Here is a 25,561-nt window from a genome sequence, read left to right on the forward strand (position 1 = left end):
GGGACCGCGATCTGTGACGGCTTATAAGCGGGGCATGGTTGGCCGTCAAGCAAGATTGCGCCGAGCTTCTTTTAAAAAAGCGTGTAAAATCAAACCGTTAGAGAAGCGGTGTCATAATACCACAAATCAGCACGGCGGAATCGAGTAGGTTGCGGTGGCATGGGCGACCATTTCGTCCTCCGGTCCTGCCCAGATTGCGGCCTCGATCACAGCGAGTCGTTTGCCGAGTTTCAGGAGGCGGCAGGTGCAGGAGAGGGCGCCGGGCTCGGGTTTCCGCAGGAAATTGATGTTCAGATTGGTGGTGACAGCGAGTGCGACCGGGCCGATGTGGGCCAGCACCGCGCAATAGGCCGTGACATCGGCGAGCGCGAACATCGTCGGTCCGGAAACGGTGCCGCCCGGGCGCAGATGCCTGGCCGACGGGGCCAGCCGCATCGTGACGGTCCCCGGTTCGACCGCCGTCACCTCGAAGAGCTTGCCGTCCGTATGGATCTCGGGAAAGTCGGTTTCGAGAAAACGGTTGAGTTCGGCAACCGTCATGACCGGGCTGAGTTTGCTTTCCATGGTAACGTCCATTCCTTTCAAGTCGCACATTCTTATGGGGGAATGTCGCCGGGCTCAATTGCCGGAAGTCTTTGCGCCCCGGCCGCAACTGCGTGCACTTGAAAGACGGCCATTGCGCGCGTACCACGAGACCGAGAGAGGGACGACAAGAGGAGATTGCCGCCATGGCTGACGTGGTTCACTTGCGCAAGGAGGATGCGGCCGGACTGGTGCTGAAGGAAAGAGCCGATGCGGTTCTTCGGCTGACCCTCAGAAATCCGCCGGCCAACGTGCTGTCGATCGCGCTGATGGAGGCGCTTGCCAGCGCGCTGGACGAGGCAGCGGCAGACAACTCCGTCCACGTCGTCGTCCTGGCGTCGACCGGCAACCTTTTCTCCGCCGGCCACGACCTGAAGGAAATGACGGCGCATCGCAGCGACGCCGACGGCGGGCGCGCCTTCTTCGAAAAGACCATGCGCCTGTGCGCCGACCTGATGCTGAAGATCGCCAGCCTGCCGAAACCGGTGATCGCCGAGATCGACGGTCTTGCGACTGCCGCCGGCTGCCAGTTGGTTGCCACTGCCGATCTCGCCATCTGCACCGACACCTCGACCTTTTGCACGCCGGGCGTCAACATCGGCCTATTCTGCTCGACGCCGATGGTGGCGGTGACGCGCGCGGCGCATCCGAAGCAGGCGATGGAGATGCTCCTCACCGGAGAGACGATCGACGCCTCGACCGCGAAGGATTTTGGCCTCGTCAATCGGATCGTCCCGAAACAGTACCTGCGCCAGGTCGTCGACAAGTATGCCTCGGTGATCGCATCCAAGTCGCCGGAGGCAATCCGGATCGGCAAGGCCGCCTATCGCGCCCAGGCCGGCCTGCCGCTCCCGGAAGCCTACGACAAGGCGGTCGCGACGATGGTGGAAAACATGCTGCGCGATGACGCGAAGGAGGGGATCGGCGCCTTCCTCGGCAAGCGGATGCCGGAGTGGAAGGCCGATTAGGTCACCCGTAATAGCCGGGCCGTACGGGGTGACCGCATCGTCGACCGACGCCACGGTCCGTCCGCGCGCGGATTGGCGGGAGGCATGATGCTCTGATTGCCGCCAGATCTTCTTGCGCATGACCAGTGCAGACCTGCATTCGCAACGGGCCAGGCTCGGGCAACGACACTTGCGCCGTCAGTCAGAAATGGGCCTACTTGCGGCCGACTGCCATCTCTTGCCTCACGGCTGGATCACTGTCGAGAAACTCCGGTTCGACCGTTGCACCCACGGCATCGAAGTAGCGGCTCATGAAGCTGCGGAAAGATGCAGCTAACGCGATATCGGCAATGTTGACGTCGGTTAAGCCTGCGTGTCGCAGCCGCTCTATGTCTGCCACAGTTATCTGCGATGCGTTGCGGCTGATCTTCTCCGCGTAGGCAAGCATCTCAACCTGCTGATCATCCAGCCCCGCGTTCCGGTAATCCCTTCTAACTGCAAGTGCCTGGTCGCGGCCAAGCATCTCGGAAAGGCTGCGGAAGTAAACATGGCAGCAATAGCTGGAAGGAACATGCTGGGCCGCGACAAAAGTAATGAGTCGAAAGTTCAGCAAGCCGAGCGAAAAACCGTCGCGGATCTGATGAAGCAGTTTCTCGACCGGAACGATGATGTCGGGGCGCGCGGACCAGCATTGCGTAGCCTCCATCACGCGTCCCGTCGCCTTCTTCTCGGCATCGTAAAGCGCTGCTATTTCTCCAGTTGCCTCTTCGGGCTCGATGGACTTGATGAACATAGCGGTCTCCCCTCCGGCGAGGCTCCACCATAGTAGAGATCAGGATGAAGCCTCAAGAGCGGCCGCTGTGACACGGTCCGGCGGTCAGGGGTGGAGCGGAGGGCGTTGCCGCCCGGTCGTCGTCTGTGGATTCCAGAGGCGAGATCCGGTCGTCCAACTCTCTACCCCAGGCGCAGCACCAGCACGCCCGCGGCGATGGTGGCGCCAGCGATGTAGCGCCAGACGCTGGCCTTCTCCTTGAGGATCACCACCGAGATCAGCAGGGCAAACAGGATGGCGGTCTCGCGGAGCGCGGCGACGGACGCCACCGGCGCCTTCGTCATCGCCCAGAGCGCCAGCCCGTAGGAGGCGATCGAGCCGCCGCCGCCGATCAGCCCACGCTTCCAGTTGCGGCGCACGTGACTGGCGACGACGTCGGAGCCGCGCTGGTAAACCGCCCAGCTGAACAGCAGCACCGGCGGCAGCAGTGCCATCCAAAGCGTGTAGGAGATGGCGTTGCCGGAGGCCCGAGCGCCGGCACCGTCTACGAAGGTATAGGAGGCAATCACGCAGGCGTTTGCGAGCGCCAGCAGGAAGGCGTGCCGGCTGCCGTGCCGCGATTCGAAGGCGAGCGTCAGGACGCCAGCGGAAATGATCAGGATGCCGGCGAGCGCGCCGGGTGAAAGATGCTCGCCGAGCACCAGTCCGCTGGTCGAGGCCACGATGAGCGGCGCTGCGCCGCGCATCAGCGGATAGACAAGACCGATGTCGCCGGCGCGATAGGCTGCGGCGACGAGCTGGAAATAGGCGAATTGGAAGAGCGCCGACACGGCGATGAAAGGCCAGGCGGCCGGCTTCGGCAGCGGGACGAAGGGGAGGAAGGCGAGGCCGAAGAAGCCTGCGCCGAGGGCGATCATCGCCGCATCCAGCGACTTGTCACTTCCGGCCTTCACCATCGCGTTCCAGACGGCATGCAGCGCCGCGCCGAGCAGTACAAGCGCAATTACGTCAATCGGCACAAAGAACCTCGGGCTTTGTCGGAAAGGGGCGGAGGGTTGGCGATCGCCACGCCTTACATCCGCCGAAACCGCGAACATTGCAATGCGCGGCGGCTCTGTCGCCGGACAATTTGGCAGGCAGCAGCGGTCGCAAAGAGCTTTCCGGCCCGTATGTGGCAAATTCGCAATTGCGGTCGGGATGACGTATCATGAAAACGGGAAACAGATCGGGAGCGGGGGCAACCGGCCCTGTCGCTCTGACGACCGTCGTCGGGAGGCTTCGATGGATCACGATCGCTATGCCAGTGCCTACATCTGCAGCATACTGCGCTCGGTCCACACGATCGCCGTGGTCGGTGCCTCGCCGAACCAGTCGCGCCCCAGCCATGGCGTGATGAGCTTCCTGCTCGGAAAGGGGTATCGCGTCATCCCGGTCAATCCGGGGCACGCCGGCAAGCGGATTCTCGGCCAGAGGGTCGTCGCCCACCTGGCTGACATTGCCGAGCCGGTCGACATGGTCGAGGTGTTCCGCGCTTCGTCTCGATTTTCGGCGGTGGTCGACGAGGCGCTGGCGCTGCAGCCGCGGCCGCGGGTCATCTGGGGAGAGTTCGGCGTCCGCGACGACGCTGCCGCTGAAAAGGCCGAGGCTGCCGGCGTCCGCGTCGTGATGGACCGCTCGCCGGTGACCGAGTATCCGAGGCTCGTGCGCCGCGCCTCCTAGAGGCGAACCCCATCAGGGTGCAGCTGGCTCGCAGAATTGCGTATTGACAAGAATCACCATCTCCAAGTGTAGTCTGTCGGGGCGAGGAGGCGGCATGAATCACGACAGCTACACGGACTATTACCTCGCGGACATCCTGCGGGAGACCAAGGTCATCGCACTCGTGGGGGCATCGCCCAATCCGGAGCGCCCCAGCAACCGCGTCATGGCTTTCCTGCTGCGTAAGGGCTACCGGGTGATTCCGGTCAATCCGGGCCAGGCCGGAAAGCAAATCCACGGGCAGACGGTCTATGCCCGCCTTGCCGACATTCCGGAGCCGATCGACATGGTCGACGTCTTCCGCGCGGCCGTCGCCTTGCCCGGATTGGTGGACGAGGTGCTCGCGCTCGATCCGCTGCCCAAGGCGATCTGGGGGCAGCTTTCCGTCCGCGACGACGCTGCCGCCCGCCGCGCCGAAGCCGCAGGTATCAAGGTCGTCATGGATCGCTGCCCGGCAATCGAGTATCCGCGGCTGGTCGGCTGACGCGCCGAGGTGAGCGACGCCAGACGGAGTTTTCCCTCCGTCGGCTGATTTCGCAAAATTCTTGCTTTGACCGGCCGGCATGCCTCTGAAATAGTGCCGGCCAGGTAGCAGACGCGTGCGTTCGCGCGCAGGCCACAGCACTGAAAAATCGAATGCAGGCATGGTAGCCCGTTGCCATCGGAACCATGCGCAATGGGAGGTTTTGCCATGACGAAGAACAAGCCGGGATTTGCAACGCTCGCCATCCACGCAGGGGCAGCGCCCGATCCGGCGACCGGGGCACGCGCGACCCCGATCTACCAGACCACCAGCTTCGTCTTCAACGACACCGACCATGCCGCCTCGCTGTTCGGCCTGCAGGCCTTCGGCAACATCTATACCCGCATCATGAACCCCACCCAGGCGGTGCTGGAGGAGCGGGTGGCCGCGCTCGAAGGCGGGACGGCCGCGCTGGCGGTCGCCTCCGGCCATGCCGCGCAGCTCCTCGTTTTCCATACGCTCATGCGCCCCGGCGACAACTTCGTCGCCGCACGCCGGCTCTATGGCGGCTCGATCAACCAGTTCGGCCATTCCTTTGCGAACTTCGGCTGGCAGGTCCGCTGGGCCGACACCGACAATCTGGAGAGCTTCGAGAGCCAGATCGATGACAGGACGAAGGCGATCTTCATCGAAAGCCTCGCCAATCCCGGCGGTACCTTCGTCGACATAGCCGCGATCGCCGCCGTCGCGCATAAGCACGGCCTGCCGCTGGTGGTCGACAACACCATGGCGACGCCCTATCTCGTGCGGCCGTTCGAGCACGGCGCGGACATCGTCGTCCATTCGCTGACGAAGTTTCTCGGCGGACACGGCAATTCGATGGGCGGCATCATCGTCGATGGCGGCACCTTCGACTGGTCGGTGTCCGGGAAATACCCGACGCTCTCCGAACCGCGGCCGGAATATGCCGGTGTCGTCCTGCACCAGACCTTCGGCAACTTCGCCTTCGCGATCGCCTGCCGGGTGCTTGGCCTGCGCGATCTGGGGCCGGCGATCTCGCCCTTCAATGCCTTCCAAATCCTGACCGGCATCGAGACACTGCCGCTGCGCATGCAGCGCCACTGCGACAACGCGCTCGCTGTTGCCAAGTGGCTGAAGACGCACGACAAGGTTTCCTGGGTCAACTATTCCGGCCTTGAAAGCGATCCCAACCACGCGCTGCAGACGCGCTATTCGCCCAAGGGCGCCGGCGCCGTCTTCACCTTCGGCCTGAAGGATGGCTACGAGGCGGGCAAGCGCTTCGTCGAGGGGCTGGAGATGCTATCGCATCTGGCCAACATCGGCGACACACGCTCGCTGGTGATCCATCCGGCCTCGACAACGCACCGGCAACTGTCGCCCGAGCAGCAGACGGCCGCGGGCGCCGGTCCCGACGTGGTGCGCCTGTCGATCGGCATCGAGGACGTCGCCGACATCATCGCCGACCTGGAGCAGGCGCTCGCCAAGGCGTAGTCGGGAGCGGCCATGGCTGCGGAGACCAAATCACCTCGTCTGGCAGTTCTCATCGATGCGGACAACACATCGTCGAGGATTGCCGACGGCCTTTTCGAGGAGATCGCGAAGATCGGCGAGGCGAGCGTCCGCCGGATCTACGGAGACTTCTCGAGTTCAAGGCTGAAGGGCTGGGCCGACATCCTTGCCAGGCACGCCATCATTCCGCAGCAGCAATTCGCCTACACCACGGGCAAGAACGCGTCGGATATTACGCTCGTCATCGACGCGATGGATCTCTTGCACAGCGGTCGCTTCGACGGTTTCTGCCTCGTATCCTCCGACAGCGACTTCACCCGCCTTGCCGCCCGCATACGGGAGCAGGGTACGGACGTTTTCGGTTTCGGCGAGCAGAAGACACCGGAGAGCTTCCGACAGGCCTGCCGGCGCTTCATCTATACTGAGAACCTGCTGCCCGAAGCGAACGAGGATCAGACCACGCAACCGGCGTTGCGCCCGCCAAGTGCGGCGGTTCCGCTGATCAGGAAGGTCATCGCGCAGGCTGCGGGCGAGGACGGGTGGCTGACGCTGTCGGCCTTGGGCAGCCAGCTTTCCAATCTGTCGCCAGACTTCGATCCCCGGACGTACGGCTATCGCAAGTTGAGCGATCTTGTTCGCAAGACCGGGCGATTCGAGATCGATCAGTCGAGCGGCGCCATGAAGATCCGCTATAAGGAGTGAGCGTTGCGGACGCCCGGTCGGGGCGTCGCCGGTGACGTCAAACGATCAACTGCTTGGTCGCCACGCAGGCCGCCAGCCTCTGCAATTGGAAACATCATGGTCAAGGCAATTTCGCTCGACATCTCGTCCATCCAGCCGGAAATCGGCCGCCCTGCCGAGGACCGGCTCATTGCCGGCGATCCGGAATTCCGCACCTGGAACCTGGAGCAGGCGGACGGGGGGATCTATTGCGGGGTCTGGGAATCGACGCCCGGCAAGTGGCGCATCCAGTACGACGAGTGGGAGTATTTCAACATCCTCTCCGGCCATTCGATCGTCACATCTGACGCCGGTGAGGTCATCAATCTCAAGGCGGGCGATCGCCTGATCCTCAGGCCGGGCTTCAAGGGGACCTGGGAAGTCGTTGAAACAACGCGCAAGGACTACGTGATCCGCCTCTAGGGCAGGACGCGAATTCGTCGGCCAAGCGTGTTCACAAGAAGGAGCCGCTCGCCGGCAAGGCGCGCGGCTTCGAGCCTGTCACCACACCAGATCGAGCCGTTCCAGTCCGTGGAAGTGGTAGACGTCCTTGACCACCGGCGTTTTGGCGAGGCGCATGCCGCGCAGCCGCTGGAACAGGAGCGGCAGGACGATATTGAGCTCCAGCCGGGCCAGCGGCGCGCCGATGCAGAAGTGAATGCCGGCGCCGAAGGAGAGGTTCGGGCCCTCGTCACGGTCCGGCCGGAAGGTGAGGGGATCGCTGAACTTCTTAGGGTCGAGGTTGGCGGCGGCCAGGATCAGTGCGATCTTGTCGCCGCGCCTGAAGGGGATGCCGTCCACCTCGACATCTTCGAGCGCGTAGCGCTCGAAGATGTGCACCGGCGCGCAGATGCGCAGGGCTTCTTCCACGGTGCGCTCGGTCGTCTTGTCGTCGGCGAACATGGCCTCCGGCGAAAGCCCGCTGTCGAGGATGCTGCGCACGGCGTTGCCGATCTGGTGCACCGTTGCCTCATGGCCGGCGTTCAGCAGCACGATCGTCGTCGAGATCAGTTCGTCCTCGGTGAGCAGCTGGCCCTTGTGCTCGGTATGGATCATGTGGCTGAGAAGATCGTCTCGCGGATTGGCGCGGCGCTCGGCAATCACCGACCGGACGTAATCGGCAAATTCGGCCGCCGCCTTGTCGGCGGCGTGCTCGTCGGCCTCGGTGCGGCCGAACATGTACATCCGCACGTAGTCGTGCGACCACTTCAGGAGCTGCGGCCCCATCTCGTCGGGGATGCCGATCATGCGGGCGATCATCGTCACCGGCACGATGTCGGCGAAGGCGGACAGCAGTTCCACCTTGCCATCCTTTTCGAAGCCGTCGATCAGTCGGTTCGCCAGCGCCGTGATTTCCGGCCGCAGCCGGTCAATCTGCCGCGAGACAAAGGCGCGGTTGACGAGCGTGCGCAGCCTTGTGTGCTCGGGCGGTTCCAATTCCAGCAGTGACCACGCCTCGGCGGCGTCGAAATGCTTCAGATGCGGCAGTGGCGCCGGCATGCCCAGTTCCTCGCGGCTTGCCACATGCAGGATCTGCCGGCCGAACCGCCGGTCGCGCAGCAGCGCATTCACCTGATCATAGCCGGTAAAATACCACTGCTTTTGTTCTTCCCACCAGAAGGTCGGGGCGTGTGCATGCAATTCCGCGTAGACGGGATTGGGGTTGCGGTAGAACGCTGGATCGCGGGCATCGAGGGAGACGCTGCGCGCGGCAGCATCGATGGAGAGAAAGGGAAAAGGCCTGGTCATGCCTTTGACCTAACGGATTTCGCGTCGCGGCAAAAGTGCCGGAAATTGCAGGAGCCGCCCCAACGCGCCCGCCGAGCGTTGGACTTCTTCATTATCGCCGCACGGCGACGATCGAACTGGCTCTATACCTAGACAGCTGAACCCGGTCCGACTGATTGCCGCCGAACAGGTAGACGTATTGGCGTCGCTCGTCGAAATGGTGGAAAAGGCTTACGTGAAAGCGACCCTTCCCGGTCCGCATCACTACGACGTCTCCCGGCCGCGCAAACCGGGCAAAGACGGGCCTTCCGAACTTCTTCCAGGACACCGCCATGTTCGGGTTGGTCGGCGGCTGTCGCCGCGCTAGCTGGGCGATGTAGGCCATGAACGCTCCGCACCACGACAACTTGCGGGGGTTGATGCTGAGGAAGGAAATCGAGCGCTCGTGCATGTTGTTGAATTTCGACGCGGTGGCGAGCATGTCGGCATGGGCCTGAACGGCGCCAATTGTGAGGATGATGGCCAGAACAACCCTCATACGATACTCACATTTTTTGGAACACGCGGCCCCGACAAGGAACAATACGGCAAAGAAGAGATATCGGTAAATAAAGGCCTAATTTAGGAAGGTGGCATACAGTGGCGCGCTTGCTACGCAAGTAGATGAAAACATGCCGCCGCTGCGAGTAACTGAGCCATCTTGGTCAGGCGAGGGGTGGGGGCCTTGGGCCATGCAACGTATGCGACGAGGGTGGACCTAGTCGGCCTTTCGCAGAGGCAATGACTTCGCGTTCTACAGGCGGAGAAGCAAAAGAGGCCTGCTGATCTGCCTTGCAGGAGAAAGTCGGTAAAATGACGACGGCGCAGCCGAACTCATACTGGGATATTGTTGTGAAGTATCATCATTAATACGGTGCGCCTCGACTTATATTGTTCTTCGATGGCCGGCGGGCAGAGCTGGTAGACAATGGCCATCCGTGGCCTGGTTCTGCCAGGCGGTCCTCCCTCACTCGCCGATTGCAACGCCTTCCCGCCTGGGATCGGCACTGCCTTTCAATCCGTCGGTAGTGATCTCTATGGCCTGGAGGCCGGAATTCATTTCCCCGACCTTGATCTCGTAGCCCAGCGCCTTCAGCGGTTCGGTGAGTTTTTCCGCATCCGTGCCGGCCTCGATTTCGAAGGTGCCGAAGCGGTTCAGGAGGTGCGGCATCGCAACGATCTGGGCGACGTCCATGCCCCAGTCGATATAGCCGACCAGCGCCTGCGTGACATAGCCGATGATCTGGCTGCCGCCTGGCGAGCCGATCGCCAGGAGCGGTTTGCCGTTCTTCATCACGATCGTCGGCGCCATCGAGGAGCGCGGCCGCTTGCCCGGTTCGACGCGGTTGGCGATCGGCACGCCGTTGTCGTGTGTCTCGAAGGAGAAGTCGGTCAGTTCGTTGTTGAGGAGAAAACCGTTCGTCATCAGCCGTGAGCCGAAGCCGTTCTCGATGGTCGTGGTCATCGAGACGACGTTGCCGTCCTTGTCGACAATGACGAAATGGCTGGTCGAGGGCAATTCGAGCGATTGGTCGCGGCCGAAGAGCAGGGCGTGGTCCCATTCCGGCTCGCCCGCCTTCACCGTGTCCTTGGCGAGCGCCTTGTCGCCGTCGAGAAGGGCCGCGCGCTTGCCGAGATAGTCCTTGTCGAGCAAGCCCTTGACCGGCGAGGGCACGTAGTCGGTGTCGGCGAGATAGCGGCCGCGGTCGGCGAAGGCGAGGCGCTGGGCGTCGCCGATGATGCGCCAGGCTTGCGCGTTGTCCCAGCCGAGACCCTTGATGTCGAAGTTCTCGAGCATTCCGAGCGTCTGGCCGATCGAAACCGCGCCGGAGGAAGGTGGCCCCATGCCGCACACCTGTAGCGCCCGGTAGGGCATGCACACCGGCGGGCGCTCGCGGACGCGGTAGGTGGCGAGATCGTCGAGTGTCAGAACGCCCGGATTGCCGGCCGCCATTCGCACCGTGTCGACGATCGCTTCGGCGATCGGGCCGGAGTAGAACGACTGGGCGCCGCCGTTGCCGATCGCCCGCAGCGTCCTGGCGTAGTCCGGGTTCTTCAGGATCGCGCCCGCCTTGAGCGCTGCGCCGGAGGCGTCGAAGAAATAGGCCTTGGTCTTTTCATATGTCTTCAATTTGTCGCCTTCGGCCGCAATCAGGGCGGCGAGGCGCGGCGATACGGCGAGTCCGGCATCTGCGAGTGCCGCCGCCGGCTCGAAGAGCGTCTTCCAGTCTAGCCTGCCGTAGCGCTTGTGTGCCTCCTGCAGCAGCATGACCGTGCCGGGCGTGCCGACCGAACGGCCGCCGACGACCGCATCGAAGAACCCCATCGGCTGCCCCTTGTCGTCGAGGAACAATCCCGGCGTGGCGCGCAACGGCGCCGTCTCGCGGCCGTCGAGCGTCGTCAACTGGCCCTTTGCCGCGTCGTAATAGACGAGAAAGGCGCCGCCCCCGAGGCCGGAGGATTGCGGTTCGACAAGACCGAGGATCGTCTGGACTGCGACCGCCGCGTCGATGGCGCTGCCGCCCTCCTTCAGGATCTGCGCGCCGGCGGCCGCCGCCACCGGATTGGCTGCCGCCACCATGTAGGATTTCGCGGTGACCAGCCTGGCCTCCGTCGTGCTGGTCGCCCGTTCCGGTGCCGCTGCGTCGGAGGCCTGCTGCGGCAAGGCGGGCAGGACTGTGATGAGCAGGGCTGCCAGAGTGCATGCGAACCGTCTCATAGGCATCTGATCCTCCCTCGAAATCGCCGCAATACTATGGATTGTAGGCGCCGAGGTGGCAATCGGCAGCGCGGCAGGGCCCTTTGCACAGGGAACCTTTGGCGCGCTTCAGGCTTCCTTTACGCTCGCGTTCCATTGCGTTGTGGATACCCGCCGTCAGCCTTCGCCGGGTTAACCGCAATCTGGCATTGAGCGGGGGCAATGTGCCGGCGTGTCTTGAAGTGAGGCACCCGGACACTCTATGTAGGGAAGATGACGAACTGTTGATTCCCGGCGCTTGGCAAGGTTTCGGGCCACACTGGATAGGGTTGATATGAGAAATCCCGTAGATACCGCACTGGGCCTCGTGCCCATGGTCGTCGAGCAGACCAACCGCGGCGAGCGCTCCTACGATATCTTTTCCCGCCTGCTCAAGGAACGCATCATCTTCCTGACGGGACCGGTCGAGGATTCCATGGCGACCCTCGTCTGCGCGCAGCTTCTCTTCCTCGAGGCCGAGAACCCGAAGAAGGAAATCGCGCTTTACATCAATTCGCCCGGCGGCGTCGTTTCGTCCGGCATGGCGATCTACGACACCATGCAGTTCATCAAGCCGGCCGTCTCGACGCTCTGCATCGGCCAGGCCGCCTCGATGGGGTCGCTGCTGCTGGCCGCCGGCCACAAGGACATGCGGTTTGCTACGCCGAACGCCCGCATCATGGTCCATCAGCCCTCCGGCGGCTTCCAGGGGCAGGCCTCCGACATCGAGCGCCACGCCAAGGACATCCTCAAGATGAAGCGGCGCCTGAACGAGGTCTACGTGAAGCACTGCGGCCGGACGTACGAGGAGGTCGAGCAGACGCTCGATCGCGACCACTTCATGAGCGCCGACGAGGCGCTTGATTGGGGTCTGGTTGACAAGGTGATCACCACCCGGGAAGCGATCGAAGGTTCGCAAGCCGATTGATTTCAACGAGTTGCGCCGGCTGGGACCGGTCCTCGCGCATTTGTAATGGTCCGAGGGCTTTATCCGGCCGGCAAAGACGATAATATGGCCGTTAATGCTATGTTGGCGTGGACCGAGCTAGCATGCGGTAAAAGTGGGGGATTCGTTGCCACCGGTCGGGGTACCGCTCGACCGGCAAGTACCCCAAAGAGCCTTCGATGGGCCGGCCTGGCGCCGGACCGCAGGGTGGGTTGAGTTGACCGCTTAGCCGAACGGCTATGCGGCGTGCCGGAAGGAAAGTGATATGAGTAAGGTCAGCGGCGGCAACGGCGGCGACTCCAAGAACACTCTCTATTGTTCGTTCTGCGGCAAGAGCCAGCACGAAGTCCGCAAGCTCATTGCCGGACCGACGGTGTTCATCTGCGACGAGTGCGTCGAGCTGTGCATGGACATCATCCGCGAGGAGAACAAGACCTCGATGGTGAAGTCCCGCGACGGCGTCCCCACGCCCCAGGATATCATCAAGGTCCTCGACGAATATGTCATCGGCCAGCAGCAGGCCAAGCGCATCCTGTCGGTGGCGGTGCACAACCACTACAAGCGCCTGGCGCATGCCGCCAAGGGCTCCGATGTGGAATTGGCGAAGTCGAACATCATGCTCGTCGGTCCGACCGGCTGCGGCAAGACCTACCTCGCCCAGACGCTGGCCCGCATCATCGACGTGCCCTTCACGATGGCCGACGCGACGACGCTCACCGAAGCCGGCTACGTCGGGGAGGATGTCGAGAACATCATCCTGAAGCTGCTGCAGGCCGCCGACTACAATGTCGAGCGTGCCCAGCGCGGCATCGTCTACATCGACGAGGTCGACAAGATCTCGCGCAAGTCGGACAATCCCTCGATAACCCGCGACGTGTCGGGCGAGGGCGTGCAGCAGGCGCTCTTGAAGATCATGGAAGGCACGGTGGCGTCTGTTCCCCCGCAGGGCGGCCGCAAGCATCCGCAGCAGGAGTTCCTGCAGGTTGACACGACCAACATCCTGTTCATCTGCGGCGGCGCCTTTGCCGGCCTCGACAAGATCATCTCCGCCCGCGGTGAAAAGACCTCGATCGGCTTCGGGGCGACGGTGCGCGCACCGGAAGACCGTCGTGTCGGCGAAGTGCTGCGCGAGCTGGAGCCGGAAGACCTGGTGAAGTTCGGCCTCATTCCGGAATTCATCGGCCGTCTGCCGGTGCTGGCGACGCTGGAAGACCTCGACGAGGATGCGCTGATCCAGATCCTGTCGGAGCCGAAGAATGCGCTCGTCAAGCAGTACCAGCGCCTGTTCGAGATGGAAGACGTCGAGCTGACCTTCCACGAAGATGCGCTGCGCGAGATCGCCCGCAAGGCGATCGTCCGCAAGACCGGCGCTCGCGGCCTGCGCTCGATCATGGAGAAGATCCTGCTCGACACGATGTTCGAGCTGCCGACGCTCGAGGGTGTCCGCGAGGTCGTCATCTCCGACGAGGTCGTCAAGGGATCCGCGCGCCCGCTCTACATCTACTCGGAGCGCTCGGAGGAAAAGACCAACGTATCCGCTTGATGCGACCGGCTCGATAGACCCGCCCCTGGCGGGTCTACGTGCGCAGGCATACGTGGGCTTTCGCGGCCATGAGGCATGCAGCGCTTGATGCCGCGTGTTCGGGGGCAGCTTTTCTGCGGGCTTGAAAACTGGTTAACAGAGCGCCACTTGTGGGTGGACGATAGGGCCGGACAAGCGCAGATGCGCCCGGCTATCAGCTCCCGGCGACGGGATGTTGGAAAGGACAAGACATGACGAATAAAACGTCCGGCGCGAACGAAAACATGGCCTTCCCGGTTCTGCCGCTGCGCGACATTGTGGTGTTCCCGCACATGATCGTGCCGCTGTTCGTTGGCCGCGAGAAATCCATCCGCGCGCTGGAGGAAGTGATGGGAACGGACAAGCAGATCATGCTTGCCACCCAGATCAATGCCTCCGACGATGATCCGGAGCCCGATGCAATCTACAAGGTCGGCACGGTTGCGAACGTATTGCAGCTTCTCAAGCTCCCCGACGGTACTGTGAAGGTGCTGGTGGAGGGCCGCGCACGCGCCGAGATCGAGAACTACACGGATCGTGATGATTATTACGAGGCGATGGCGCACATTCTGCCAGAGCCCGATGAGGATCCGGTCGAGATCGAGGCGCTTTCGCGCTCGGTCGTGTCCGAGTTCGAGAACTATGTAAAGCTCAACAAGAAGATCTCGCCCGAGGTCGTCGGCGCCGCCAGCCAGATCGAGGATTACTCGAAGCTGGCCGATACGGTCGCCTCGCACCTCTCCATCAAGATCGTCGAGAAGCAGGAAATGCTCGAGACGACCAGCGTCAAGCTGCGCCTGGAGAAGGCGCTCGGCTTCATGGAAGGCGAGATTTCCGTCCTGCAGGTCGAAAAGCGCATCCGCTCGCGCGTCAAGCGCCAGATGGAGAAGACCCAGCGCGAGTACTACCTGAACGAACAGATGAAGGCGATCCAGAAGGAACTCGGCGACGGCGAGGACGGCCGCGACGAGATGGCCGAACTGGAAGAGAAGATCGCCAAGGCCAAGCTCTCCAAGGAGGCCCGCGAGAAGGCGGATGCCGAACTGAAGAAGCTCCGGCAGATGAGCCCGATGTCGGCGGAAGCCACCGTCGTGCGCAACTACCTCGACTGGCTGACCGGCATTCCGTGGAACAAGAAGTCGAAGATCAAGACCGACCTGAACAACGCCGAGAAGATTCTCGACGAGGATCATTTCGGCCTCGACAAGGTCAAGGAGCGCATCGTCGAGTATCTCGCCGTGCAGGCCCGTTCCAACAAGATCAAGGGCCCGATCCTGTGCCTTGTCGGTCCTCCCGGCGTCGGCAAGACCTCGCTTGCGAAGTCGATCGCCAAGGCCACGGGGCGTGAATATGTCCGCATGGCGCTCGGCGGCGTGCGCGACGAGGCCGAGATCCGCGGCCACCGCCGCACCTATATCGGCTCTATGCCCGGCAAGGTCATCCAGTCGATGAAGAAGGCCAAGAAGTCCAACCCGCTCTTCCTGCTCGACGAGATCGACAAGATGGGCATGGACTTCCGCGGCGACCCGTCTTCGGCGCTGCTCGAGGTGCTCGATCCGGAACAGAACTCGACCTTCATGGACCATTATCTCGAGGTCGAATACGACCTGTCGAGCGTGATGTTCGTGACGACGGCGAACACGCTGAACATCCCGGCGCCCTTGATGGACCGCATGGAGGTGATCCGTATCGCCGGCTACACCGAAGAGGAGAAGCTGGAAATCGCTAAGCGGCACCTGCTGCCGAAGGCGATCCGCGACCACGCCCTGCAGGCACAGGAGTTCTCCGTCACCGACGGGGCGCTGATGGCGGTGATCCAGCAGTACACCCGCGAGGCCGGTGTTCGTAACTTCGAGCGCGAATTGATGAAGCTCGCCCGCAAGGCGGTGACCGAGATCATCAAGGGCAAGACGCCCAAGGTCGAGGTGACGGCGGACAACATCCACGAGTTCCTCGGCGTGCCGCGGTTCCGCCACGGCGAAGCCGAGCGCGACGATCAGGTCGGCGTGGTGACGGGCCTTGCCTGGACCGAGGTCGGCGGCGAGCTCTTGACGATAGAAGGCGTGAGCCTGCCGGGCGGCAAGGGCCGGATGACGGTGACGGGCAACCTGAAGGGCGTCATGAAGGAATCGATTTCGGCGGCGGCATCCTATGTCCGCTCGCGCGCCATCGATTTCGGCATCGAGCCGCCGCGCTTCGACAAGACCGACATCCACGTGCACGTGCCGGAAGGTGCGACGCCCAAGGATGGTCCGTCGGCCGGTATCGCGATGGCGACCGCGATCGTTTCGATCATGACCGGCATCCCGGTGTCCAAGGACGTGGCGATGACGGGCGAGGTGACGTTGCGTGGTCGGGTGCTCCCGATCGGCGGCCTGAAGGAGAAGCTGCTTGCGGCCCTTCGCGGCGGCATCAAGAAGGTGCTGATTCCGGAAGAGAACGCCAAGGACCTGGCGGAAATCCCGGACAACGTGAAGAACAACATGGAGATCGTGCCGGTGTCGCGGATGGGCGAGGTCATCGCGCACGCCCTGGTTCGCAAGCCGGAACCGATCGAATGGGATCCGGCGTCGGTTGAAACGAAGCCCGTTACAACCGCCGAATCGGCCGACGAGGTGGGCGCGACGCTTGCCCATTGAGATGGCTGAACGCCGAATCTGGTGTTTACGTCCAACGTAAAAATCGAAAGGCCGGCTTCAAAAGCCGGCCTTTTCCGTCGAAAAGGCTGTGAAAAGCCTGGAACCCCAGCGTTTGCCGCCGAAATCCGGTTGCGGCGGAAAAGGCGATGCGTATTCTGCCCCCGACTTGGTATGAGTCGTTTCGAACCGTATGAAAGGGGTGGAAACATGAACAAGAATGAACTCGTCTCCGCAGTAGCTGAGAAGTCCGGACTGTCGAAGACCGATGCAGCATCCGCTGTCGATGCCGTATTCGAGACGATCCAGGGCGAACTCAAGAACGGCGGCGACGTTCGCCTCGTCGGGTTCGGCAATTTCTCCGTTTCGCGTCGCGAAGCCTCGAAGGGCCGCAATCTCTCGACCGGCGCGGAAATCGACATTCCGGCCCGCAACGTTCCGAAGTTTTCGGCTGGCAAGGGCCTGAAGGACGCCGTCAACGGCTGATGCTTTCAACCGGCGTGACGGTTCTGTCACGCCACGGCCGGCCTGCCCGGCAACGCCATGGATCAAGGGCCCGTCTGGGTCCTTTTTCTTTATGGGGTGTCGTCTTCCAACTGTCATCGAGCCGTCATCGCGCTGTAACGGCAGGCGACCAAAACCCCGGAGTTCCTATAGGCCAACTCCGGAGGATTTCATGACGTCCCGCTCCCTCGTCGCGGCACTCGCCGCCGTCCTGGCGGCATCGGCCGCGCCGGCGGCCTACGCCGAGCCCATGTTCAACCGCATCGCCTCCTTCGCCGTCGCCGACAATCTTCCGGATGGCGTCGACCCCGCAGCTGTGACGTCGTCCGAGATCGTCGCGGCCACGGAAGACGGCAATACGCTCGTCTATTCCGACAGCCCGCTGCGGGCGATCGGCTTCATCGACATTACCGACCCGAGGACGCCGCGGGCCGGCGGCACGGTCACGTTCGGGGGCGAGCCAACCTCGGTTGCGATCGCCGGCGGCCATGCCCTCGTTGCCGTCAACACCCGCAAGAGCTTCCTCGAGCCGTCGGGCCTGCTCGCCGTCGTCGACATTGCCACGAGGAAGGTCGGCGCCAGCTGCGATCTCGGCGGCCAGCCGGACTCGATCGCCCTCAACAAGGACAAGACGATCGCCGCGATCGCCATCGAAAACGAGCGTGACGAAGACGTCAACGACGGCGATATCCCACAGATGCCGGCAGGCGACCTTGTGCTGCTTTCGGTCAAGGATGGCGCGGTTGATTGCGGCTCGCTGAAGCGCGTTTCGTTGACCGGTCTTGCTGCCGTTGCCGGCGACGACCCGGAGCCGGAATTCGTCTCCTTCAACGGTCAGGACGAGATCGCGCTTACCCTGCAGGAAAACAACCATATCGTCATCGTCGACGGCAAGACAGGCGCCGTGAAAAGCCACTTCTCGGCCGGCACCGTCGACCTGGACAGCATCGATACGAAGAAGGACGGTGCGCTGAAGTTCACCGGCGGGATGAAGGACGTCCCCCGCGAGCCCGACGCGGTGAAGTGGTTGGACGACAATCGCCTCGTCGTCGCCAATGAAGGTGACTGGAAGGGCGGCGCGCGCGGCTTCACGATCTTCGACACGACCGGCAAGATTCTTTATGAAAGCGGTGCCTCCTTCGAGCATGCCATCGCCGAGCTTGGCCACTATCCCGACAAGCGCAACAAGAAGGGCGTCGAGCCGGAAGGCCTGGAGGCCGCGAAGTTCGGTGACGACAACCTGTTCTTCGTGCTTGCCGAACGCGCCTCTATCGTCGGCGTCTACAAGGATACCGGCGCCGAGCCGCAGTTGCTGCAGCTTCTGCCGTCGGGCATCGGGCCGGAGGGCGCCGTCGCCATCCCGAGCCGCAACCTCTTCGTCACCGCCAACGAGACCGATCTTGTCGAGGATGGCGGCGCCCGGTCGCATGTCATGATCTACGAGCGCGCCGATGGCCCGGCCGCCTATCCGCAGATCCGCGCGGCGGAGAAGGAGGGGCTGCCGATCGGGTTCGGAGCGCTTTCCGGGCTGGCCGCAACCGATGAGCCCGGCAAGCTCCATGCGATCAGCGATTCAGTCTATTCCTCCGATCCGGCGATCTTCACCATCGACGCGACGAAGCAGCCGGCGGTCATCACCGACAAGTTGACCATCACCCGCGATGGCGCACCGGCGCAGAAGCTCGATCTGGAAGGCATCGTCGGAGACGGCGAGGGCGGTTTCTGGATCGCCAGCGAAGGCAATGCCGACAAGCTCTACGCCCATGCCATCCTGCATGTGAACAAGAAGGGCGAGATCAAGAAGGAGATCGCGATTCCGGCCGAGCTGCGCGCCGGCGAAACCCGCTTCGGCTTCGAGGGGATCACCACGGTCGGCAAAGGCGACGACATGGTGCTCTGGATGGCCGTGCAGCGCGAGTGGAAGGATGACGCGAAGGGTCTCGTGAAGCTTGTCTCCTACAAGCCGGCGACCGAGGAATGGGGCGCGGTCCATTACCCACTGGAGACGACGGAGAAGGGCTGGGTCGGCCTGTCGGAGATCACCGTCACCGGCGACTACGCCTATGTTATCGAACGCGACAACCTGATCGGCAAGGACGCCAGGCTGAAGAAGCTTTATCGCGTGGCGCTGGCCGAGCTGAAGCCGGCCAAGCTCGGTGAGGCTCTGCCGGTCGTGAAGAAGGAGGAGGTCCGCGACCTCATTCCTGAGCTGAAGGCGCTGAACGGCTACGTGGTCGACAAGGTCGAAGGCTTTGCCATCGACGCCGCCGGCAACGGCTATGTCGTCACCGACAACGACGGCGTCGACGACTCCTCCGGCGAAACGCTGTTCTTCGGCATCGGCCCGATCAACGCGATGTGATGCCGCCAGAATTAGGAAGGCCGGGAGCATGGCTCCCGGCCTTCGAACTGGAAATCGCCACTGAACACGTTTCTGTCACCGGCCAGCGCGGGGAGGCGCCGATCAGCCTGTTGCGCGAGACTCTGCGGCGCCGAGCCGGGCCTCGTCCCTTTCGCGCTGCAGTTCCAGGGTTCGCGCGCTGAGACATTCGAGGATTTCGCAGAGCTGGGCCTTCTGCCCATCTTCCAGAATATCGAAGATGGCCTTCACGGTCTTTTCCTTGGGCTCCATGGCAGCACTTATGACGGCGCGCCCCGTTTCCGTGATGGAGACGATCTTGGCGCGGCGATCCCGCGGATCCGGTTCGCGCGTGACCAGCTTGTCGCGCTCCAGCCCGTCGATCGCTTCGGTTACGGTCCGCGGTGCGAATCCCAGCGTCGCGGCGATGTCCGTAGAGCGCTGCGGTCCTTCGCAAGCAAGCAGAAACAGGAACTTGCTGCGCGCCAGCGAAACACCTTCATCCATCATGCACTCGTTCAACAGGCGGCTGACCTGATGATAGAGCTTGAACATGCCCTGTGCGAGTTCGACGGTGTCATTCATGACAGGACCATAGATTTATTGAGGGACCATGTCAACGAATCGGCACGGTCGACACGGGCCAGCCGTTCCGAACTGTATTTTGGACGAGGATAACCTTGCCGGCGCACGGATCGACCATTGACCGCCCTGCAATGGCGGGGGGAAGGTCACCGCATGCCTTTCCGTTTCGTTCACACCGCCGATCTTCACCTTGATTCGCCCATCGCCTCGCTCGCCCTGCGAAACCCCGAGCTTGCCGATCTGGTGCGGGGGGCGACGCGGCGGACATTGGAGCGGATCGTCGATCTTGCCATCGCCGAGCGGGTCGATGCGCTGCTGGTTGCCGGCGATCTCTACGACGGCTCTCAGACCTCGATGGCCACGGCGCTGTTCCTGGTCGCACAGATGCGGCGGCTCGAGACCGCCGGCATCGGCGTTTACATCATCCGCGGAAATCACGACGCCCAGTCGCAGATCACCCGCGAGCTGACCTTCCCGGCCAACGTCCACGTCTTTGACGGGCGCGGCAAGCCGGTCAGGGCAGGGGCGCTCGCGAACGGCCGGGATGTTTTCGTGCATGGCATCAGCTTCGGCCAGCCGCATGCGCCGGCAAGCCTGCTGCCCGGCTTCCGGGCGCCGGTGGCGGACGCGATCAACATCGGCATGCTGCACACGAGCCTCGCCGGTTCCGGCCGCCACGACAACTACGCGCCGGCGAGCGTCGCCGAGCTGGTCGCGCACGGCTTCGATTACTGGGCGCTCGGCCACATCCACCAGCGTGCCGTCCATTCCGAACGCCCGCTGATCGTCATGCCGGGAATCCCGCAGGGACGCGACATCAACGAGGGTGGCAACAAGTCCGTCACCCTGGTGACCGTCGGCGACCATGGTGCGCTCCTTGCGGAGGAGCATTTCCTGGCGATCGCCGCCTTAGAGCGTGTGACAGTCGATCTTGCCGGCGTCGAGGATTGGCCGTCGATGCTGACCCGCGTCCGGGTCGGGCTGGAGCAGGTCAAGGAGGGTGCGCGCGCCGATCATCTTGTCTGCCGGCTGACACTTTCCGGTCCCACGCCGCTCGCCTTCCGGTTGCGGCGAGACGACGACCTTCTGGCCGCCGAACTGCAGGCAATCGCGGAGGGTGTGGGCGGCTGCTGGATCGAGTCGGTTGAACTGTCTCTCGATCGCGTCGTGCCGCCACAGGCGCGGCAGGAGATCGGCGCGCTGCCGGAGCTTTCCGCCATCATCGAGCGCGAGGTGCTACCGTCCCATGCCTTCCAGGCGGAACTGCGCGATGTGCTGTCAGGTCTGGTATCGCAGCTTCCGCGCGAAGTCCGTGACCTGCTCGGCGCCGACGAGGAGGGCGAGGCTGCCCTGCTTGCGTTGGCGGCGGAGCGCGGCATTGCCGAGGTGCTGCCGCGGCTTGCGGCGGTGCACGACGGGGAGGCGAGCTGATGCGCCTCAACCGTCTCGACCTGGCCCGCTACGGCAAGTTCACCGACAAACGGCTCGATTTCGGCGAGGCGAAGCCCGGCACGCCGGACTTCCATCTCGTCTATGGGCCCAACGAGGCAGGCAAATCGACCCTGTTTTCAGCCTATCTCGACCTGTTGTTCGGCATCGAGACCCAGAGCGCCTACGGTTTCCTCCACCCCTATCCGACCATGCGCGTCGGCGGCGACATCACCGTCGGGGCTGACCGTAGCGAGGTCGCCCGGCTGAAGCGCCGGCAAGGCTCGCTGATCGGGCCGGACGAGCGGGTGCTGTCCGACGCGCTGTTCACACCCGTTCTCGGCTCCATGGACCGACAGGCCTACCAGATGATGTTCTCGCTCGACGACGACAGCATCGAGCGCGGCGGCGAGGCCATCCTTAAGAGCGAGGGCGAGCTCGGCGCACTGCTCTTTTCGGCCAGCTCCGGTCTCTCCGGCATTGGAAGCGGACTGGACCAGCTGAAAGCGGAAGCCGACCTGTTCTTCCGTCCGCAGGCGCGCAAGCACGAACTGGGCGCCATGAAGGCCGAGATCGAGGCGCTGCGCGAGGAGCGCAAGGCTCTCAACGTCGCCGCACGCGATTATGGCGCGCTGACGCGGCAGCTGGAGACCTCAACGGCTGCCTACGACAAGGCGCTCGAGGCGCGTGCCGCAACGCAGGCGGCGATCGATGAAATGGAACGCCGGCTGTCAGCCATGCCGCTTCTGAAGCGGCTTCGGGACCTGCGGGTGCAGCTCGGCGCGTTCGACCTCGCCGACACGCCGCCTAAGGAATGGACACCCCTCGTCAGCCAACTGATGGTTGAGGAGGCCGAGCTTTCGGCGCGTGCCGGACGGCTTGACGGGGACCTGGAGCGACGCCGCGCCGCGCTCGACGGAACGCCATCCGATCCCGAGGCCCTTGCCGCCGGCGCCGAGATAGCGGCGCTTGCCGGTTCGGCACTGGAAGCGCGCTATCGTACCGCCCAGATGGATCTCGCCGGCCGCATCGCCGAGCGCGATCGCATCGATGCCGAGATCGCCGAGAAGCGCTCGCTGCTCGGTCTTTCGCGCGACATCGATCCGGTGACCTTGGTATTGCCGCCGGACAAGGTGGCGAGGCTGTCGACCCTGGTCGCGGAGCGATCCGGGCTTGACGAGCGCCTTGTAGCGGCCCGTCGGGAGGCGGAGGAAGCGGTCCACGCCCATGAAGCCGCACGCGGCAAGCTGGCAGGAGTTGCCGAGGGCGAGCCGTCGCCCGACGCCGACGAGGAGCGCATCGCGCTGCTGGCCATGGTGCGTGCGGCGAAACAGGGCGCCCTGTCCGCGCGGCTGCGCGACGCAGAGCGGGAAAAGGCGATAGCGGAAGCCGGGCTTGCCGCAGCCCTCGGACGGCTGGCGCCCTGGCAGGGCAACAGCGAGGCATTGCTGAGGCTCGATGCACCGGGTCGCGATGCCATCGACGCCCTTCGACAGGCGATACGGCGTCATGCCGACGCCGCCGCGCGGACGACGGAACAGGTGCGCACCGTGACGCTGGAGCTCGCCGGCCAGCGCGCGGTGCTGGAGAGAATGCGCCGCAGCGAAGCCGTCGTCTCGGACGAGGAGGCAAGCGCGTTGCGCAGGGCGCGCGATGCGGCCTGGAACGAACATCGCCAAAGGTTGGATCCGGAAACAGCGGACCGGTTCGAAGCGGCCATGCAGCGCGATGACACCGCGGGACTGCAAAGGATGGCCCAGGCGGATCGGCTCTCGGAGATGCGGTTGACCGAGAGGTCGATCGCGGAAAACGAGGCCCGGCTCACCGCGTTGCAGATGCAGTTCGAGCGGATAGGAAACGACGCGACCGCTCTTGCCAGCCGGATCGAAGCCATCGCCATGAGCCTTGGAACTGGCGAGGCTGACATGATCGAGGCCGGCGCCGCCAGACCGAGGCGGCATGCTGCCGTTTCCCTGGGGGCGGCCGCGTCCTCTGGTCGCGCGCTCGCAGAGCCGGCCGATGGTGTCGTCGAGGTCGGGCCGTTGCTCGATCTTGACGAATGGCTGTCGGAGCTCGACGCAATCGAGGGCTGGGTGGATGACCGTGCGGCGGCATTGGAGGCGGCCGACGTGCTGTCGGAACGCAGGGCCGGCCTCGCGGTCTTGACGAAGGAGGCGCGGGAACTGGCCGGCCGCCTGTCGCACGCGCTGAAAAAACCTGAACGCATCGATGTCTCCGCGGCAGCGGTCGACGAACTGCTCGTGCAGGCCGAGGACCATGCGACGGCGCTGGGCGAGCGGCTGGCGCAGCGTCGAAATGCGCTGGAGGCCCTTGCCTTGGCGCAGGAACGCCGATCGGAGCGCGAGGCAGCCCGCCAGGCTGCGGAGGCTGCGGTGGCGGCATGGCAGGCCGCCTGGGATGAGGCTTGCCACGATACCTGGCTTTCCAGCACAGAAACAGCTGTCGATGTCTCACGTGCAAGCGCGCTTCTGCCGCTGATCCATGCCGTTTCGAGGTTGGTGGAAAGCCGGCGCGAACTCGATCGCCGGATCGAGGGCATGCGTCGCGATCAGGCCGATTACGCCCGCATGGCGGAGCGTCTTGCCGAGAGGATTGGCGGCGCGCCGGAGGAAGATCCGCTCGCCTTCGTTTCCGCCCTGTCGGACCGGGTTCGGCTGGCGAAGGAGGCCCAGGCACAGCGCGAGCGCCAGGGGATGGAACTGGCGAGGCTGGAGGAAGAGGCGGCGGAGCTCGACAGCCGGCTCGTGGTCCACGCTCGGCGGTCGCGTGATATCTGCGAGGCGCTCGGCTGCGAGACGCTGGCACAGGCGTCCTTTGCGCTTCAGCGTTACCGCGAGCGCGACGACCTGCGCGAACGGGCCGACGAGGCGGCGCAGGACCTTTGCCGCCGCATGCTGGCGGCGACGGCGGACGAGGCCGAGGCGGCGCTCGCCGCGACCGACGAGAGCGAGGTCACGTCGGAACTCGCCCAGCTTCGCGCCAGGCACGAGGATCAGGACCGAGAAGTCCGGGAGATGCATGCGGCCCGGATCAAGGCGGCGGACGCGCTGGCGGCGATCGGCGCGGACGGTTCGGTGGCGGCCCTTGAGGAACGTCGGCGCACCCTGATCCTCGATCTTGCCGAACGGGCGAAACGATACCTTGCGACCCGCGCGGGTATCGCCGCGGCCGAGGCGGCGCTGCGGCTCTATCGGGAGCGCCATCGCTCCGCCATGATGCGTCACGCGTCCGACGCATTCCGGACGATCAGCGGCGGCGAATACAGCGGGCTTTCGACGGTGGTGGAGAAGGATCAGGAGATCCTTGTGGCAACGGCCGCCGCCGGCGGTTCCAAGCTGGCGCGTGAGCTTTCGAAGGGGACCCGCTTCCAGCTCTATCTGGCGCTGCGGGTCGCCGGCTACCACGAGGTCGCCGCCAATCGCGAGATCCTGCCCTTCATCGCCGACGACATCATGGAGACCTTCGACGACAATCGTTCGCTGAACGCGTTCCGGCTGATGGCGGAGATGTCGAGAGTGGGGCAGGTGATCTACCTGACCCACCACCAGCACCTCTGCGACATCGCCAGACAGGCCTGCCCGCAGGTCGTCATCCACAAACTGTAGGCGACGTCGTTGTCGCCGATGGGCAAGTGCGGTGGACTGCGCGGCGGCCGGCTTGGAGGCTTCGGGGTTGACTTGAGGGGGCACCGGTGTTTCTTGGCACGATGCTTCGGACGGTGCCGGGGCGACGACGGGCAGATGGCATGACGGACTGGCAGCACAGCAGCGTGACGGAAAGGCAACGGGGTTTCCTCGGCGCCCTGTTCCTGATGCTTGCGCTCCTCGCCGGTCAGTTCGTGACGCTCGAACGCAAGATCTCCTTCCGTTCCGGCAACGAACAGGCGGTCACCCGCACGTCGCCGGAAAAGGTCACCAGACGGACAGGCGCACCGCGGCCGCTCTCGGCGGGCGGCGGAGCCAGCGGCAGCGATGCATGGCTGCTGTCTCCAGGCAGCGCCGAGCGACGCGCCGTCAAGGCGAGGGCCTCGGGTGCCGGCGGCGATCCGCCGAACGATCTTGCCTTCCTCGTGCCAGACCATCCTGCGGCCATTGCGCCGCAGTCCGAAAGAATTGTCGCGAAAGCGCCCGCCGAGATGGTGCCCGCCGGCACGCCGCGGCACGACTTCCAGGGCAGGGCGCCCCCGCGCATCTTTGAACGCGCCTGACAGGCCAGTGCCGGCGCCACGGCGCCGCTTAGACGATA

21 protein-coding genes are annotated in these 25,561 nt (G+C 64.1%); 14 read left to right on the forward strand and 7 right to left on the reverse strand.

Translation table 11 applies throughout. From position 1 onward, the window contains the following. Positions 1–126 precede the first annotated feature (126 nt). On the reverse strand, positions 127–564 hold the full coding sequence (locus tag C7449_RS02575) for a PaaI family thioesterase (RefSeq protein WP_108001430.1): 438 nt from the start codon (positions 562–564) through the stop codon (positions 127–129). A 164-nt stretch (positions 565–728) separates the two neighbouring features. Here C7449_RS02575 and C7449_RS02580 point away from each other — a divergent pair, with 164 nt between their 5' ends. Continuing rightward, complete coding sequence (locus C7449_RS02580) at positions 729–1,550, forward strand: enoyl-CoA hydratase (RefSeq protein ID WP_108001185.1); 822 nt, start codon at positions 729–731, stop codon at positions 1,548–1,550. A gap of 193 nt (positions 1,551–1,743) precedes the next feature. Here C7449_RS02580 and C7449_RS02585 read toward each other — a convergent pair whose 3' ends face one another. Next, the gene (locus tag C7449_RS02585) at positions 1,744–2,322 is read right to left on the reverse strand and encodes a carboxymuconolactone decarboxylase family protein (protein ID WP_108001186.1); all 579 of its coding nucleotides are present in this window, start codon (positions 2,320–2,322) and stop codon (positions 1,744–1,746) included. A gap of 161 nt (positions 2,323–2,483) precedes the next feature. Further along, positions 2,484–3,320, reverse strand: coding sequence for an EamA family transporter (locus C7449_RS02590; protein ID WP_170115773.1), 837 nt, complete (start codon positions 3,318–3,320; stop codon positions 2,484–2,486). Positions 3,321–3,582: 262 nt separating this feature from the next. Between C7449_RS02590 and C7449_RS02595 the strand changes: the two genes are divergently transcribed. From C7449_RS02595 to C7449_RS02615, 5 genes are all read left to right on the forward strand, one after another. Then, complete coding sequence (locus C7449_RS02595; protein WP_108001188.1) at positions 3,583–4,020, forward strand: CoA-binding protein; 438 nt, start codon at positions 3,583–3,585, stop codon at positions 4,018–4,020. A 94-nt stretch (positions 4,021–4,114) separates the two neighbouring features. Continuing rightward, a complete protein-coding gene (locus C7449_RS02600) occupies positions 4,115–4,543 on the forward strand; it encodes a CoA-binding protein (protein WP_108001189.1) in 429 nt (142 codons plus the stop codon). A gap of 207 nt (positions 4,544–4,750) precedes the next feature. Next, positions 4,751–6,034, forward strand: coding sequence for an O-acetylhomoserine aminocarboxypropyltransferase (locus C7449_RS02605; protein ID WP_108001190.1), 1,284 nt, complete (start codon positions 4,751–4,753; stop codon positions 6,032–6,034). Positions 6,035–6,046: 12 nt separating this feature from the next. Next, the gene (locus tag C7449_RS02610; protein ID WP_108001191.1) at positions 6,047–6,754 is read left to right on the forward strand and encodes an NYN domain-containing protein; all 708 of its coding nucleotides are present in this window, start codon (positions 6,047–6,049) and stop codon (positions 6,752–6,754) included. Between the two features lie 96 nt (positions 6,755–6,850). After that, positions 6,851–7,195: a cupin domain-containing protein gene (locus C7449_RS02615; RefSeq protein ID WP_108001192.1), complete on the forward strand. Its 345-nt coding sequence runs from the start codon at positions 6,851–6,853 to the stop codon at positions 7,193–7,195. 78 nt (positions 7,196–7,273) lie between these two features. Here the strand turns inward: C7449_RS02615 and C7449_RS02620 are convergent, their stop codons facing one another. The 3 genes from C7449_RS02620 to ggt all read right to left on the reverse strand — a co-directional run bounded on the left by C7449_RS02620 (position 7,274) and on the right by ggt (position 11,258). Continuing rightward, complete coding sequence (locus C7449_RS02620; RefSeq protein ID WP_108001193.1) at positions 7,274–8,521, reverse strand: cytochrome P450; 1,248 nt, start codon at positions 8,519–8,521, stop codon at positions 7,274–7,276. A gap of 91 nt (positions 8,522–8,612) precedes the next feature. Continuing rightward, positions 8,613–9,038, reverse strand: a complete 426-nt coding sequence (locus tag C7449_RS02625; protein WP_108001194.1) for a TIGR02594 family protein — start codon at positions 9,036–9,038, stop codon at positions 8,613–8,615. 468 nt (positions 9,039–9,506) lie between these two features. Beyond that, complete coding sequence (ggt, locus tag C7449_RS02630) at positions 9,507–11,258, reverse strand: gamma-glutamyltransferase (RefSeq protein ID WP_245414280.1); 1,752 nt, start codon at positions 11,256–11,258, stop codon at positions 9,507–9,509. Between the two features lie 313 nt (positions 11,259–11,571). On the opposite strand from ggt, the gene C7449_RS02635 reads away from it, so the two are divergent. The 5 genes from C7449_RS02635 (at position 11,572) to C7449_RS02655 (ending at position 19,285) form a co-directional block, all read left to right on the forward strand. Continuing rightward, a complete protein-coding gene (locus C7449_RS02635; protein WP_108001196.1) occupies positions 11,572–12,204 on the forward strand; it encodes an ATP-dependent Clp protease proteolytic subunit in 633 nt (210 codons plus the stop codon). Between the two features lie 283 nt (positions 12,205–12,487). Then, positions 12,488–13,765, forward strand: coding sequence for an ATP-dependent Clp protease ATP-binding subunit ClpX (clpX, locus tag C7449_RS02640; protein WP_108001197.1), 1,278 nt, complete (start codon positions 12,488–12,490; stop codon positions 13,763–13,765). A gap of 230 nt (positions 13,766–13,995) precedes the next feature. After that, on the forward strand, positions 13,996–16,422 hold the full coding sequence (gene lon, locus C7449_RS02645; RefSeq protein ID WP_108001198.1) for an endopeptidase La: 2,427 nt from the start codon (positions 13,996–13,998) through the stop codon (positions 16,420–16,422). A gap of 207 nt (positions 16,423–16,629) precedes the next feature. Further along, on the forward strand, positions 16,630–16,905 hold the full coding sequence (gene hupB, locus C7449_RS02650; protein ID WP_108001199.1) for a DNA-binding protein HupB: 276 nt from the start codon (positions 16,630–16,632) through the stop codon (positions 16,903–16,905). A 190-nt stretch (positions 16,906–17,095) separates the two neighbouring features. After that, positions 17,096–19,285, forward strand: coding sequence for an esterase-like activity of phytase family protein (locus C7449_RS02655; RefSeq protein WP_108001200.1), 2,190 nt, complete (start codon positions 17,096–17,098; stop codon positions 19,283–19,285). Positions 19,286–19,387: 102 nt separating this feature from the next. Here C7449_RS02655 and C7449_RS02660 read toward each other — a convergent pair whose 3' ends face one another. Continuing rightward, complete coding sequence (locus C7449_RS02660; RefSeq protein WP_108001201.1) at positions 19,388–19,867, reverse strand: MarR family winged helix-turn-helix transcriptional regulator; 480 nt, start codon at positions 19,865–19,867, stop codon at positions 19,388–19,390. A gap of 153 nt (positions 19,868–20,020) precedes the next feature. Between C7449_RS02660 and C7449_RS02665 the strand changes: the two genes are divergently transcribed. The 3 genes from C7449_RS02665 to C7449_RS02675 all read left to right on the forward strand — a co-directional run bounded on the left by C7449_RS02665 (position 20,021) and on the right by C7449_RS02675 (position 25,523). Further along, entirely contained in the window at positions 20,021–21,298 is a 1,278-nt protein-coding gene (locus C7449_RS02665; protein WP_108001202.1) for a metallophosphoesterase family protein, read from the forward strand. Then, on the forward strand, positions 21,298–24,921 hold the full coding sequence (locus tag C7449_RS02670) for an ATP-binding protein (protein WP_108001203.1): 3,624 nt from the start codon (positions 21,298–21,300) through the stop codon (positions 24,919–24,921). The genes C7449_RS02665 and C7449_RS02670 overlap by 1 nt, the downstream gene beginning before the upstream one ends. 140 nt (positions 24,922–25,061) lie before the next feature. Continuing rightward, complete coding sequence (locus C7449_RS02675; protein WP_108001204.1) at positions 25,062–25,523, forward strand: hypothetical protein; 462 nt, start codon at positions 25,062–25,064, stop codon at positions 25,521–25,523. The last annotated feature ends 38 nt before the right edge of the window (positions 25,524–25,561 follow it).

The organism is Mycoplana dimorpha, from assembly GCF_003046475.1.
GTDB classification, from domain to species: domain Bacteria; phylum Pseudomonadota; class Alphaproteobacteria; order Rhizobiales; family Rhizobiaceae; genus Mycoplana; species Mycoplana dimorpha.